The organism is Novosphingobium sp. HR1a, assembly GCF_015594425.1.
GTDB classification, from domain to species: domain Bacteria; phylum Pseudomonadota; class Alphaproteobacteria; order Sphingomonadales; family Sphingomonadaceae; genus Novosphingobium; species Novosphingobium resinovorum_A.
The window spans coordinates 1-13702 of the sequence record NZ_JABXWS010000079.1 but is presented as its reverse complement, the minus strand read 5'-3'; the positions used below and the strand labels follow the sequence as shown (position 1 = coordinate 13702).

General features: G+C 64.9%; 11 protein-coding genes and 1 pseudogene. 2 read left to right on the top strand and 10 right to left on the bottom strand.

The genetic code is table 11. The features are described 5' to 3' along the window. Window position 1: 1 nt before the first annotated feature. A complete protein-coding gene (locus tag HWN72_RS21545; RefSeq protein WP_036527884.1) occupies window positions 2–1219 on the bottom strand; it encodes a type II and III secretion system protein family protein in 1218 nt (405 codons plus the stop codon). Beyond that, complete coding sequence (gene cpaB, locus HWN72_RS21540) at window positions 1216–2157, bottom strand: Flp pilus assembly protein CpaB (protein WP_211151320.1); 942 nt, start codon at window positions 2155–2157, stop codon at window positions 1216–1218. Before cpaB ends, HWN72_RS21545 begins: the two co-directional genes overlap by 4 nt. A gap of 487 nt (window positions 2158–2644) precedes the next feature. Here cpaB and HWN72_RS21535 point away from each other — a divergent pair, with 487 nt between their 5' ends. Further along, entirely contained in the window at window positions 2645–3934 is a 1290-nt protein-coding gene (locus tag HWN72_RS21535; RefSeq protein WP_231958295.1) for a hypothetical protein, read from the top strand. A 39-nt stretch (window positions 3935–3973) separates the two neighbouring features. Here HWN72_RS21535 and HWN72_RS21530 read toward each other — a convergent pair whose 3' ends face one another. The 8 genes from HWN72_RS21530 to HWN72_RS21490 form a co-directional block, all read right to left on the bottom strand. After that, window positions 3974–4837, bottom strand: a complete 864-nt coding sequence (locus HWN72_RS21530) for a sensor histidine kinase (protein WP_211151319.1) — start codon at window positions 4835–4837, stop codon at window positions 3974–3976. Beyond that, complete coding sequence (locus HWN72_RS21525; protein ID WP_036527891.1) at window positions 4834–5250, bottom strand: response regulator; 417 nt, start codon at window positions 5248–5250, stop codon at window positions 4834–4836. Before HWN72_RS21525 ends, HWN72_RS21530 begins: the two co-directional genes overlap by 4 nt. A gap of 154 nt (window positions 5251–5404) precedes the next feature. Next, window positions 5405–5614: a hypothetical protein gene (locus HWN72_RS21520; RefSeq protein ID WP_211151318.1), complete on the bottom strand. Its 210-nt coding sequence runs from the start codon at window positions 5612–5614 to the stop codon at window positions 5405–5407. A gap of 145 nt (window positions 5615–5759) precedes the next feature. Beyond that, complete coding sequence (locus HWN72_RS21515; RefSeq protein WP_248006216.1) at window positions 5760–7301, bottom strand: hypothetical protein; 1542 nt, start codon at window positions 7299–7301, stop codon at window positions 5760–5762. A gap of 364 nt (window positions 7302–7665) precedes the next feature. Continuing rightward, on the bottom strand, window positions 7666–8511 hold the full coding sequence (locus HWN72_RS21505; RefSeq protein WP_289357285.1) for a ParB/RepB/Spo0J family partition protein: 846 nt from the start codon (window positions 8509–8511) through the stop codon (window positions 7666–7668). Window positions 8512–8812: 301 nt separating this feature from the next. Then, entirely contained in the window at window positions 8813–10048 is a 1236-nt protein-coding gene (locus HWN72_RS21500; RefSeq protein ID WP_248006215.1) for an autotransporter domain-containing protein, read from the bottom strand. 364 nt (window positions 10049–10412) lie between these two features. Next, window positions 10413–10973, bottom strand: a complete 561-nt coding sequence (locus tag HWN72_RS21495) for a 2OG-Fe(II) oxygenase (protein ID WP_036527898.1) — start codon at window positions 10971–10973, stop codon at window positions 10413–10415. 58 nt (window positions 10974–11031) lie between these two features. Then, window positions 11032–12738: a ShlB/FhaC/HecB family hemolysin secretion/activation protein gene (locus HWN72_RS21490; protein ID WP_211151314.1), complete on the bottom strand. Its 1707-nt coding sequence runs from the start codon at window positions 12736–12738 to the stop codon at window positions 11032–11034. A gap of 589 nt (window positions 12739–13327) precedes the next feature. Between HWN72_RS21490 and HWN72_RS21485 the strand changes: the two are divergent. Then, a pseudogene (locus HWN72_RS21485) lies at window positions 13328–13702 on the top strand (hypothetical protein); the annotation flags it as partial.

Genomic DNA, 13702 nt, shown 5'->3' with positions numbered 1-13702 from the left:
GTCAGCGCCTCACCACGCCAAAGGTCCGGATGCCTTGCTCGACCCCGTCGTTGCCGACGATCATCTGTCCGATGGTGGGATCGACCGACTTGTTGGCGGTCGCCAGCATGGGCTTCACGGCCTCGGGCTCGACGAGCCGGGGCGTTGCGACGATGATCAGCTCCTGCCGCTCCTTCTGGTTCTGCTGCCGCTTGAAGAAGGCCCCGAGCACGGGCAGGTCGCCGAGGAACGGCACCTTGTCCTTGGTGACCGAGCTGTTCGAATAGTTGAGCCCCGCAATCACGAAGCTCTGGCCGCTGCCCAGTTCCACCGTCGTCTCGGTCGAGCGGCGGCGAATGCCGGGCACCGTGTAGCCCTGAAGCTGGACGCCGTTGTTGTAGTCCAGCTCGCTGACTTCGGGGGCCAGCTTCAGGACGATGCTGTTCTCGTTCAGCACATAAGGCGTCACCGACAGGCGCACGCCGAATTCCTTGTACTGGATCGAGATCGTGTTGCCGTTGCCCCCGGTCGACTGCGGAACCGGCACGGGAAATTCGCCGCCCGCCAGGAAGCTCGCCTTTTCACCGGAGCGCACCAGCAGCGTCGGCTGCGCGAGGAGCTGCGAGAGGCCGTTCGAGGACAGCGCCGAGAGGACGGCACCGATGCCGCGATTGCGGCTGCTCAGGAACAGGTTGAAGGCGCTCTGAATAGGCGCCGAGGCGTCGATGTTGAGACCGGGCGTCGAAGTGCCGCCGCTGCCCGAACCATTGAACGAATAGCCGTTGAGGCTGCTCGACGGCACGAGAGCGCCCTGGATGTCGCCCGACAGCTTGGCGAAGCTGAAGCCCAGCGCCTTGAGCGTCGAAGAGGACACCGCCGCGAACTGCACGTCGACGGCGACCACTTTCTCGCCCGCGCGCAGCGGCCCGTTTGCAGTCGCATAAGTCGGCGCAGGCGGATCGACGTGGAACTGCGTCTGTCCGATGATCGAGCCGTCCGCCGCATAGACCGCGAGGGTCGCTTCGCCCGCTCCCTGCCCGCTGACCCGCAGCGACTGCGAGGTCGGCGCCGAGACGGCGATCACGTTGTCCCGGTTCACCTCGATGCGGGCGATCGAGCGCGTGAAGCGCAGCGTCTCCGCCTCGTCCACCTGGAGTGTGCGCTGATCCTGCGCATGAGCGACACCCGGCGCCAGAACGGCGACGCAGGCGAGCAGTGCAGTTGAATACGGCGGCTTCATTGCGCGCCACTCCCCGAATAAATCGTTTCGCGATTGCCGCCGACCACCAGTTCGATCGCATGGGGGGCGGGAGCGCGGCGAGGCTGGGCCGTCCTGACGGGAGGCGCTGCCGTCGCGCGAGGGGGAGGCGCGGCGGCAAACGCCGGCGTCGGCCTTGCCGCCGCCGAGGGAGCCTCGAGAATGGATGCGACCTGCGCCGTCGCGACTTCCTGCTTGTCCTCGGGATTGCGCAGCGAGAGGTAGAGCGCGCCGGTGCTCTTCGCGAGCGAGAGTTCGGACACCTGCTGCGGATCGAGGGCCAGCGTCAGGTTGCGCGCGGGAGGCGGCGGCGCGGATACCGCGCCCGTCACGCCGTCCTTGACCGGCTCGCCGACGACGACTTCGCCGACCGCCAGCACCGGGACCATCTGCAGCAGCGTGGTGGACCGGCTGCGCCCGTTGCCGCGCGCTCCTCCGATCGCATCCTCGCCGGGATAGACCACCTGCACATCGACACGGTCGCCCGGACGCACGAGCCCGGCCACCGCGATCTCCGCCGTGGTGTCGATGCTGATCGCGCGCATGCCGACCGGCACCCGGATGGCCAGCTTGCCCTCCTGTTGCAGAGCTTCGCGCGGGATCGGCGTGTTGGCGCGAATGTCGCGGGTGGCGACGCGGCCGACGACTTCGGCCGGCGTCGCGGCACCGGGGACGCGTGCGGGATCGAGGGAAGCATTGCGGATCATGTCCGCCGTGATCGTCTCCCCGATCTTCACGTCGCGCGTGGCGACGGCGAGGATGGCCCCCTCGACCTGCGAAGTCCCGGCTGCCATGCCCGATACCGGCACGGCGCGCGGCGTGGCCGAACGTCCCAGCTCCCTGATGCCCAGGAAGCCGAACGTTGCGGCCGCAACGAGCCCGACAGTGATCGTCAGCTTCGCTTTTGAACCCAGGCGCATGCAATTCCCCTTTGCCATTGCGCTTACGCAAACGGAGTGCTGCCCCTGCACTCCGCGGAAAAACCCGAACCGTTCCTTGCCGGGACAGGTTCGTTTCCATTCGTGAATGGTAACCCGGACTGGATTCCCGCCCTCATGGAGAAGGAGCCGATACGAGGGGATACGTAGCGGCCGATTCCCGCTGCCTGCTACGCGGCGTGGACCGGTAGATCGGTGTAAAGCGTAACATGCCCGTAATTCGCGATGCGAGCCTTACGGAATTAACGAAAAGTAACCCCCACTTCGGTTCTTTTCGTGACTTGCGCCGATAGCCGAGGCAATAAGAACACTATGCCCCAGAACGTCCCGACCGACCCTGCACCGCTGCACCATCGACACGGACATTCCGGGAATCTTCTGAGGAATTCTCCAATGCAAGCCTAGGCTTGCTTGCCCAGAGGGGCAGGAACCGGAACGCCGATCGCGGTTCCCGGCCCTCGATTTGACGATGAGGCACGACCTTGACGAATGCAGCATCAATGAGGGACGGGCAGTGATCCCCGTCCAGGAAGCGATCGGCGACAATGCGGAAGTTCCGGCGGCAATCCGGGAGCCCAGGCGTTCCCGCAAGGGGCGTGGATGGAGCGACGGCACTCACCTCTATGCCGTGACAACCGCGCTAGCCGCGATGGTGCTGGGCCTGGTCGCGCCCTATTCACCGGGCGCCGGAGCAATCTCGGCCGCGTCGTCGGGAGCGCTCTACGTCCTGCATCGCCCGCGCCTGTCTCTCGCCGCCGCCGGGCTGTTGGGGCTCGGAGCCATTCCGGTTCCTGCGGCGGTGACGTCGTCGATGTTCTGGATCGATCTCGTGCTCCTTTGCGGGACTGCGCTGCTGCCCCGGCACTTTACGACCATGCTGCTGCGTGTTCCCCGCTGGTCGTGGCCTGCCGCCATGACGACCGGAGCCTTGTGCCTGTTCCTCTATTTCCTTGCCGGGCCAATCGTCGGTCCGATCCTGGGCATCGTCGCCTCGCTTTGTGCGGCATTCATCGGCGCCGGGATCGCCCGCCATCTCGCCATGGTCGATGCCCGGCTGCTGGCGTGGGGCGACGGCGGCATGGCCGAAGTCACCCGCGACCTCCTGCTCGGCCGCATCGCCAGCGGTATGCTGCACGACCTGGCACAGCCGCTGAACGTGATTTCGATGGCCAATGCCAACATGGACTACATCGTCAGCCACCTCGACATGGACGAAGCGAGCCGCCAGCAGATCCAGGAGCGTGTCGGGCGCATCGCCACCCATACCGAAGGCGCGGCGCATATTCTCAGCCTGTTCCGCTGGTTCGGCCGGGACGGCCGCGAAGGTGACGCGCCGTTGACCGTCCATAGCGCGCTGGACTGCGCGATCGCCACGACCCGCTCCAACGTGCGGCACCACGGCGTGGCGATACATGTACGCGGCGCCGCCCTGACCCACCTCGTGCCCGGTCAGTACGGCGCATTACAAATGATGGCGGTGGCGGCCCTGCTCAGCGCCTTCTCCAGTTTTCTGGGCAAGGACGGCAGGAAGCACAAGGGCGAGGTCCTGCTGAATGCCAGCCTCACCCCGGCCCATGTCGTGATCACCGTCGATTGCATCGACGAGGACGGCAACCCGATGCCCGCCCGTCCGATCGACGGCGCCACGCTCTGGCTGGTGGAGCAGGTCGCGCAGGAGGCATCCGGGGAGTTCCGCTGCGTCCTGCGCAACCACAAGCCGCTGCGGTTCGTCATCCGGCTCGGCCGCGACGACATCTGAACGCCGGTCTTGAAAGGCGGGCCTTGAAGGGCGGGAGTGTCAGCTCCCGCCGAGCAACGGCAGTTCGATCGTCACCCGGGCACCCTCGACCTCACCGGGCGAAAGCTCCACCGTACCGCCGATCTTGGCCAGGACCTGTCGGCAGATATGCAGGCCGAGCCCCGTGCCGTTGCGCGGCTTGGTGGTGAAGAACTGCTGGAACGCCACCCGCGCCAGATCTCCGGAGAGCCCGGCGCCGTTGTCCGAAATGACGCAGCGCAGTGTGTTTTCCGCGATATCGAGACGGATCGCGATATGCCCCCTGCCCTGCCAGCCGGTCTCCCGGCGCGCCTCGATGCTTTCGGCGGCATTGCGCAGGATATTGACGAGCACCTGTTCCGCTTCGATCTGACAGAGGCCGACATTGGCGGGCACGGGCGTGCGGCATTGTTCGACCTCGATGTCGGTCTTGTCGAACAACGGCGCGAGAAACCGCACGGCATCCCGGGCCGCGCAGCCGAAATCGGCACTCACCACCCCGCGGCTGTTCCCCGAGGCATAGGCCAGCGTGTGATCGATGATCGTTTGCGCGCGCTGCACCTGTTCGGCTATCCGTTCGATCGCCTTGCCGAGTTGAGGGTGCATCGCATCCCCGCGCTCGAGCAGGAGCCGCAGGTTCTCGTTGGCGATGGCAATGGAGAACAGCGGTTGACGCAGTTCGTGTGCCAGTTCGGAACTCTGCTCGCCCAGATCGGCGAGACGGGCTTTCGCCGCCATCCCCTCGAACAAGTGCTGAATCTCGGCCTGATCGATATCGCAGCTGTCCTGAACCGCCGAGCGATCGGCAGGTCGACAGAGCTGGTTGGCAGGCGTGCAGCGCCCCCAGGTCTCGACATCGCGCTGGGTGATCTCGTTCGGTTTCATTCGAGGCCTTCCTCGTTTGCGTACACTTCGTCGAAGTCGCCAAGCATCATGTTCAGCGTATTGATCAGCAATTGCGGTTGCACCGGCTTGGTGAGCACCAGGTGGGCAGGCAAGTCCAGGTCGGGATCCGGCCGGAGCTGGTCGCCGGTAATGAAAAGATAGCGAAAGTCCCGCTCGCGAAGCCCGACGTGATCCCGGATGCGAGAAACGATCGACAAACCCGATTCACCGCCAAGCCGCACATCGCAGGCGAGAACGCGGATCGACGCGTGCTGCTCGAGCATGGCCATCGCCTGATCGAGATCGGGTACACCAACGGCGCAGATATCATGCAGCGCCATGAACGTCAGAAGTTCCTCGACGATCGCGTCAATGTCATCAATCAACAGTACCAAAGCCTGATCGTTGCCCATCCAGCTTGTCACTCCCACTGCCCGAACTTCGTCGATCCGGTGCTAGTTGCATTCACTTAGGTGGCATTACGTTTCCAAATCAATAACGCCCCATATATATCCGTAGAAATCGATCAGTTATCACCAGACCCGTACCGGGCTATCCGTTGCCCTCTCAGGCGCAGCTTCGATAGGCGCTCGACCTGACGGGCGCGTGCCCGAAGCGACGTGCCGCGGATCGCATGACGATCGGTCTGGAAAGGCCGCCTTCGAGAAGATCGATGGCTCCGCAGACCATGGCGGCGGCGGTGAACGCCTGCTCGTCCTCAAGCAGTCGATGCGCGGTACGAAGCAGGTCACCTGCAGATTGGGATCCGGTAGTCATCATCGGAAAATCCTTTCTATTTGCCCGGCAGTTAGAGGGGACGACCCACGGCAAGGGCCGTCCCCTCCCCCCACCTCGTTATCCGAGGTCGGGCTGCGGCGTGTCCAACCAGGGGGAGGGCAACAAGGCGGTGGACACGCCGGCCTCAGTCAGTTGCCCGTGCCGCCCCCAGCAATCCCCCGACCAGTCCGGAGACCGGTGCGAGGACATTGCCAGTGCCTGTGCCGGAGCCGGCTGCGCCCAGCACGCCGCTCACCGCCCCGGTGACGGGAGCGAGCAGGCCTGCTGCACCGGAACCCGGCCCCGTACCGCCGAGCAGACCGCCGACAACGCCGGTCACCGGAGCAAGGACGTTACCCGTGCCTCCGCTACCGCCGGTGACGCCGCCGAGCAGACCGCCGACAACGCCGGTTACAGGAGCAAGGACGTCGCCCGTGCCTCCGCTGCCGCCGGTGACACCGCCGAGCAGACCGCCGACAACGCCGGTTACCGGAGCAAGGACGTCGCCCGTGCCTCCGCTGCCGCCGGTGACACCGCCGAGCAGACCGCCGACAACGCCGGTTACCGGAGCAAGGACCGTCCCACCGGTCTGGCCCGAACCCACGCCGCCAATGGCTTGGCCAAGGGTGCCGTTCAGGGTGTCGAGCACCGGCGATACGATGCTATCCACCGCGCTCGTGACCGGAGCCACCACCGGAGCAAGTCCGTTGGTAACCTGCGTCACCGTGGAGCCGACTTGTGCTCCCAGCACCGCGCCGGCGAGGTTGCCTACCGGGGCAAGCCCCTGTGCCACGCCTGCCGCCGTCGTCGGAAGGGTCACGTCAAGGACGTTCCCATCCGCCAGCACGTCGGCCGTCACCAGCTGCCCGGACACCAGCCCCGGAGCGTTGGACAGCACGTTGACACCGGCCAGGGTGCCGCTCGTGCTCGGTCCGGTCAGGACATTGTTGCCAAGGTCCAGCCCGACCAACGGTCCGGTATAGGTCGGTGCCGTGCCGGAACCGCCGCCGGGCAAGTTGCCGGTGACGCCGCCGAGCAGGCCGCCCAGTTGTCCGGTGAGCGGACCAAGGACGCCGCCTTGTCCCACCACCGGTGCCAGTATCGCATCGACGGTACCGAGTACCGGCGTCGTCACCTGGCTGACGGTCGAGGTCACCACCGACACCGTCGGGGAGAGCCCGTTGGTGACTTGCGTGACGGTCGAGCCGATCTGTTCGCCGAGCAGGGACCCGACCAGCGAACCGACAGGAGCAAGAGCCTCCTGCGTCTGCTGCGGGGTCGTCGGCAGAGCGACGTTGACGACATGGCCATCGCCAGTGAGCACATCGACGGCGATAGTGCCGCCGTTGCCCGTGGCGGCGTTCGGCGCCACGTTCACGTCGATGAGCGTGCCGGACCCGCTCGGCCCCAGGATGGGCGTGCCGCCGATCCCGACGCCGGCCACAGGACCGGTGTAGCTACCAGTCGGACCGGTGGGTCCAGTCGGACCGCCGGGGCCAGTCGGACCGCCGGGGCCAGTCGGGCCGCCAGGGCCAGTCGGACCGCCAGGGCCAGTCGGACCGGAGGGCCGCTTGGGCCGCTCGGGGCCTGACGGGGTGCCTCCGCCGCCGGCACCCACGCGGAAGCCTACGCCGTCGGCGCAGGCGCCAAGCAGGAGAAGGGGAATTGCGCTCGCACAAAGCAACATGTGCCTTGTGGATTTGCGCGGCTTGTTTCGCGGCATCTTGTTGTCCTCCATGAAATGCCCAGTCCGCAAAGGCTAAGACACTGTCGGGAAAGACATCGCGTCCAGAAGAAGCCGCCCCGGCGCGAGGAAGGAAACATCGCCGCACGGCGCGTTCGGGGCGCTTCGCAAACCGCGCCGGGCGCCGCGCAAAACCTTGCGCAAGGCTCTCATCGGACGAAATCCTGCGCTTCAACTCCGGCAAGAACCCGCAAAAAACGACAGCCCGCGTGCAAACCCCAATTTGCGCGCGGGCTGGAAGATGCAGCCGGAATGAAGGCTATTTATATCCGTGCCTGCTGGTTTTCAGACGCCGGGCCGCTGCGATTCAATCCGCGGCCGCGTCGATCTCCCGGGCGAGTCGCGCCCGGCTGTCCAGAACGGCTTCGCGGACGATAGCCAGCGCCTGATCGATGTCCGCGTCGAGCGACAGGGTCAGCTCCACCGACAAGCCGTCCTTGACGGAGCGGACGCGCCCTACCCGCGCATCTCCCACCATCAGCACCGTTTCGCTACCGTGTGAGGAAACCCCTTCGCCCGCCGCATGCTTCAGGCGGGACAGGACGGTCGCGGCGGAAATCATCTTCTCGCCCGCCGTGGCGAAACGCTGCTGTTCCTGACCGATCGCCCGAGCCGCAACCAGCACGCGCTCCCGCTGCTCGGCGCGGCGAAGCAGCGGCGTCAGCACTTCGGAATGGCGGACGCGCAGTTCCTCACGCGTGGCAAAGGCGTCGACGACCTCGTCCGGCATCTGTGCCAGGGACAACAGCCGGCTGAGCTGGCTGTTAGACAGGTTCAGCGCCTCTGCCATGCGGGATTGTACGCCGCCATAGAAGCGATCGACGGCGCTCTGATAGCTGCGCGCACGGTCGAGTTCGGTGATGTCCTCACGTTCGCGGTTCTCGATGTCGGCAAGGCGAAACGCTTCCTCGTCGGTAAGATCGACAATCATCGCGTTGAGGCGGATTTCAGGCCGCCCGTTGTTGTTCAGCCATTCGACACAAAAACGCCGCCGACTGCCGACCAGCAGCTCATAAGGACAATCCGCCCCCGGCGCATTATGGCGGACCAGCACCGGAATGCGGTTGCCATCCTCCTGCGCGATAGATTCTATCAAGGAACGGCAACTTTCGGCCGAAAGGCCCGGGACGTCGCGCGGATTACCGTCCCACACCGAACAATCCGACGGACGGATCGAAATCGCCGTCCGTCCCCTGCCACCTCCCTGCGCGACGCCAGCCAGCCGCTGGTCCAGGCGCGAAAGCTCCTCGCTCTCGAAGCGCAAGGCCTCCGCCGGTTCCGGCTCGTACGACAGCGTCGTCAAGATATCGCGAACAAAGCTCCCCACCGTGCGTCCCCTTCTCTGCTATGATCCGATCGGGCCGAACCCGGGCCTTACATAGCGAAAGGATTGGCTCCGCCGCCCGGCGAACTAGGTTCAGATCGGCTCCATTTCGCCGCGAAAACCTTTCGCCTCAGAAGCGATGGTTGGCCGTGACCGCGAAGCCGTGGATCCGGCGGTCGTTTGCGAACTCGCCCGAATAGGACAGGCGCAGCGCCGTCCGCTCGCCATGCACTGCGCTGATGCCCGCCCCGACGACCGCACCGTCACGATCGTAGCGCGTGGACGGCAGCGTGAAGATCGGCGTGCCGCCCTGAAGGAAGATCGCCTCGATCCGGCTTTCCGGCCGCGAGCGCAATTCGCGCTGCCACTGTGCTTCCACGCTGGGCCGCAAGGTCCACGCGCCCCTGGTCAGCGATGCCGACGCCCTCAGGCCCAGACTGGTGCGTACCGATTCCGTCTTGAACTTGGCGACCGCCAGCGAAGCCGCGCCGCCGCTTTCGACGAAGCCGCCGAGGTCCGCGTAACGGTAGTGAAGCCCGGCGAAAGATTGCGCCCGAAGGACGCCGAGCTTGACGATGCCACCGCCCTCGACCGTGGCCGCGGCGTTATCGCCGTTCGGCCCGGACTGAAGCTGGTCGCTGAAACCGGTGAAGCCGACCTGCCGACGCAGCTGATACCAGCTGCGGGTATAGCCCGCGGTCGCATCCACGTAATAGCGACCGCTGGTATAGCTGGCGTAAGGCGTGATGTTCGCATTGAAGAGCGTGCTGCGTGGCCGCTGGCTGCGGTCGAGGTTGGCGTCGATGCCGTCGATGCCGATCGACGTACCCAGGATCAGGCCCGGCACCGGCGAGATGTCGAAGCCGGCCCGGATGGAACGGCTATCGAAATTGGCGCGGGGCCGGTCCGGCCTGGCGTGATAGTCGCCCTGCTTGAGCCCGTAACTGACCATCACGTTGATGGTGCGATCACCGCTTGCTGGCACGCCCGGCGAGGCATCGAGCGCCAGTTCGCGGCGCTGGGCAAGATAGCCCCGGATTTCACGATCGGTGGCGTCCATCGACTGGATCGAGAGTCGCGGCATCAAACGATAGGCCGCCGCACCAAGCTGCCCCAGCGCCTCGGCCCGCGCAGCCGCGTTCGGCAAAGCGTCGATGGCATCGAGAATGCTTGCGTAGCCGCTCGCCGCGGAAGGAGCGACCGCGTCCAGCGCGCCGCCCACTGCCGCCTGGCCGGGCGTGGTCGCATCGGCTTCGTAGTTCTGCGCGAAGGCCGATCCGGATTGAATGCCGAAAGTGACAGCGCATGCCGCGAGGCCGATTGCAAGGCGCGTCGCCGAGCCGGGAATTACGTGGCGCAAGTTCATTTCCTCCGCTGTTGCTGCAAGGCTCTGAATCGCCTTGAACTTTGCCCATGATCTTAAGTCGGTGCGTACACCTGGCCAGTCGAACTGCCCTCGCTACGGGACCTTCCCGCAAAAGCCTGTCTCGATCCCTTTTCCATACATCGACACTGGATTTGCGCGCCTCGCCCCCCGGCTGGGCTCGCGACCCCAGCCTTCCCGAGCGCTCGTCGCATGCCGTTTTGCGCTTTTGCGGGCTACCCGAACAAAAGGGATCACATCGGTGCCAGTAACGGCAGGCAATCGAAGGAAGGCCAATGGTCGATGGAAGGAAATATGGAGCGAGAGCACGCCCTTCTTGCACGCCCTTCCTGCGCACCGCCCGGAGTCAGCGCCAGTTCGGGCCTTCGACCCAGGTTACGAGGCTGCGGCGCAACCCTTCGGTTACCGGCAGCACCCTATGCTGCAGGAAAGACGGGAAGATCAGGACGCTGCCCCTTCCGGCAAAAGTCTCGCCGGGGCTCTGGATACCGAAGAACTCGAATTCGCCGCCCTTGTACTCATTCGGTGCCGACAACTGCACCACGACGGATAGCTTGCGTGCGTAAGGACGGGTGGATTCCAGCCAGACATCCTGATGCCAGTCATAATGCCCGTTGTTGGTGGCCCGGTATTCGGTGAATTGGATTTCGTAAGGTAGATCTATGTCCACGCCGAAGTTGGTTCGGTTCGAAGAACGCACCAGGGTCATGAGGCGCGCCACGATGTCGCGCTCCTGAATCGCGTCGAGCCAACGGATCGTCGAGCTGCGATACCCAAGATCGCTGCGCAAGGTATCGGAGAAACCGATCGTCGCATCCGCTTCCGGATATTTCCTGGCGCGCGCAAGGATCTTGTCGCATTCGGCCGGCGACAGCGCGCCGGACCATGCTTCCCACACGTTCTGCATGAATGAGCCCCTGTATTTCTGCTTGTGCGCAATTTTTGCGTATACGCAAAACCGGAGGTTAGAGTGTCCGCGACACACTGAAGAAGAACCGCGCCTTGCTGCTCATTCCATCGAAGGGCTTCTTGACCGGAACGGCAACTTGTCCGGTCGCCGTCCAGCCCTTGAGCGGAGTAATGCGGATGCCTCCGCCGGCGGACGCCAGCGAGTAGTCCTGGCTGATCAAACCATAAACCGGACGTGCCCGCGAATGCGCGAGCGCGCCATCGACGTACGTGAATAATGTTAGCGCTCTCGCGCTCGACTTGCCGCCGAGCGCACGCCATGATAGCTCTGCGCCTCCGGCCACAGCCTTGTCCGCAGTCAGGAACCCGTCACGGTAGGCAAGGCCGGCCCCCTCGCCGCCCAAAACGAAGCGCTCGGTCGTGGGCAGGCGATCGGGACTGTACTGGCCTCGCAAGTTAACTTTCGCGGCAAGTCTGGAATCGAGTTCCGTTACGAAGGTGGCCTGAACGTTCGCCTTTCGAAACGCCGTGCGCGAATATCCCTCGATCGCCTGCGCGCCCAGTCCGCTCAAGCCATGGCTAAGCGATAGCGAGATGCCGTAGCCGCTCGTCTTCCCGATCGCCGACCAGCTTGCGCCCAGACGGGCGGCACGCGTACGGAAACCGCCAAAAGCGGTGTCGAGATAATAGTTGTCGCTGTTGGTCCCGTCCAGCGAGGCGGTCAGCGTAAGGTTGCGCTGATAGCTGCGGACCAGCGGATGGCTGACGACGATGCCGACCTGCTTGGCTTCTCCCAATATGTCGAGATCGCGGGTCCGGGTGCGCACGTAGGCACCGCTCACACCTATCGTGGTGCCGCTCGATCCGATCGGCGTCTGGTGACTTGCCGAGTAGAGCTGGTAGCGCCGTGGCTGCAACGGAACGTAGCCTGACAGACGGGTGCTGTCGCCTTCGCGGAGCAGGCCATTGAATGCCACCCCGACCTGGGCCTGCGCCCCGGTGGTCACGTTGAAGACGCCCCGGTTGTTGAGATTGACGGTGATCTCGACCTGCTTGCGGCTCACGTCCAGGTCCAGCGCAAGTTCGCCGGGTGTCGCCGTGCCGCGCAGCTTGGCCTGTACGGTTTGCCCCGGAATGTCCCGCAGCAGGGACAGTGTCCGCTCGATCGTGGACTTGTGCGTCGGCGTCTCACGCATCAGGCGCTTTATATGCGCGTCGATGAGCCGCTTCGGCGTGCTGCTGGTCTCGCCCGCCAGAGCATATTGCACGATCCGTCCTTCGAGCACCCGCACCGTCAGCACACCGCCGGACGCCGATTGCGCCGGGATGCTCACTGCATAGAATGCGATGTCGCTCTTGGCATAGGCCCCGCTGACCGCGTTCGCCAGTTTCTGCAGTGTGTCCCGGTCCAGCGGGCCGCCAATGAAGGGATCGGTCGCCGCGTCCAGCACCTTGCGATCGAGCGTGGAGCCAAGATAGCGTACCTCCTTCAACGCGACGGTAGAGGCTGCAGTATCCACGCTCACGGGGGCGGATGGAAGTTCCGTCGGCGGCGCGGCGCGCGGGAGCGCCGGGTCCTGACGGTCGAGCCTGTCGCGATCGATGGTCGGTGACTGGTTGAGCACGGTCGAGCCCTGCGCCAGCGCATGCGGAGCAACAAGCGTCAAAGCCGCCCCCACGGCAAGCAGACCACGCCGGATCGCTCCGGAGATTGCAGGTCTGCACTTCGCGCCGTGCCGCGCGCGTTCGGGAATTGCCCTCATGATCTTCGGCTGCCTGCCTTGTGCCGCTTTGCGATGCGGAAGTTGCCCGCCTGCAGGTTACGAAGCGATGCCAGCCGTTCACGTCCAATCGCAGCCGCTTCGAGGGTATCGAGCACGCAATCCACATTGGCAAAAAGCCGCCGCTCGCCAGAATCCCGTCCGTCCCGCAAGCAAGAAAGGCGCGACCCTTGGAAAACCGTCTCGATCGTTACGCAAACGGGGCCAGGGAATACAAAATCGCAGGCAGAACAGGGGCAGAGGGGTAGCGTCGGATCGGTTGCGATACCGCACGGGATGCCCGGTGGATCGGGCTAGGAAGACAGAAACCCCATCAATATTACTGCCGAATTCTCTTCGGAACGCCATCTTCGATGCGCATCAATTCATCGCGCTAACAAGCATTTACGTGCCGCTAACTTTTACGATCCTATCGCTTAGAAGGAAAGCACGAGAAAGGCATGAAGCAAACAAGATGCTGCCTGAGGATCCCCCACTGACGATCACCGCGACCGCGTCGGACCCCGTTACCGGAGCCCCGACCGGTTCTGCGCCGATCATAAGGGACGCGGTCATGCACGCTTTCGCGGCAATGGCCGTCGCTATTCTGCTGGCGGGGGAAGCCGCGCCTGCGGTGATCGTCGCATGGCTTGCCGCAGTCGCACTCGCCCAGTTTTACGCCGCCCGGCTGGAACGCTCGCGGCACGAGCTATCTTCGAGCTTGCCGTCGTTCTACCTCGGCGCCGTGCTTGCGGCATTGGCATGGGTCTTTCCCTTGTGGGCTTTCGGATTGCAGATCGGTACGGAAGCGGCGACGCAACTGTGGGCGGTGCTCGCGGTGATGATGGCAGCCTCGGCACTTCGCGCGACCTCGGCGCCGATAACCGCTTTCTTTTTCTCCGGCATCGTCGGCATCTCCAGCGCAGCCTGGTTCCTCTATGCGACCAATCCGGGCATGGCGGCCATC

What these genes read in the sequence shown, in the direction of transcription:
- HWN72_RS21515 (WP_248006216.1), bottom strand. Translation starts at nt 7,301, where the DNA reads ATGTTGCTTTGTGCGAGCGCAATTCCCCTTCTCCTGCTTGGCGCCTGC.
- HWN72_RS21535 (WP_231958295.1), top strand. Translation starts at nt 2,645, where the DNA reads ATGAGGCACGACCTTGACGAATGCAGCATCAATGAGGGACGGGCAGTG.
- HWN72_RS21500 (WP_248006215.1), bottom strand. Translation starts at nt 10,048, where the DNA reads ATGAACTTGCGCCACGTAATTCCCGGCTCGGCGACGCGCCTTGCAATC.
- cpaB (WP_211151320.1), bottom strand. Translation starts at nt 2,157, where the DNA reads ATGCGCCTGGGTTCAAAAGCGAAGCTGACGATCACTGTCGGGCTCGTT.
- HWN72_RS21520 (WP_211151318.1), bottom strand. Translation starts at nt 5,614, where the DNA reads ATGACTACCGGATCCCAATCTGCAGGTGACCTGCTTCGTACCGCGCAT.
- HWN72_RS21530 (WP_211151319.1), bottom strand. Translation starts at nt 4,837, where the DNA reads ATGAAACCGAACGAGATCACCCAGCGCGATGTCGAGACCTGGGGGCGC.
- HWN72_RS21495 (WP_036527898.1), bottom strand. Translation starts at nt 10,973, where the DNA reads ATGCAGAACGTGTGGGAAGCATGGTCCGGCGCGCTGTCGCCGGCCGAA.
- HWN72_RS21525 (WP_036527891.1), bottom strand. Translation starts at nt 5,250, where the DNA reads ATGGGCAACGATCAGGCTTTGGTACTGTTGATTGATGACATTGACGCG.
- HWN72_RS21490 (WP_211151314.1), bottom strand. Translation starts at nt 12,738, where the DNA reads ATGAGGGCAATTCCCGAACGCGCGCGGCACGGCGCGAAGTGCAGACCT.
- HWN72_RS21545 (WP_036527884.1), bottom strand. Translation starts at nt 1,219, where the DNA reads ATGAAGCCGCCGTATTCAACTGCACTGCTCGCCTGCGTCGCCGTTCTG.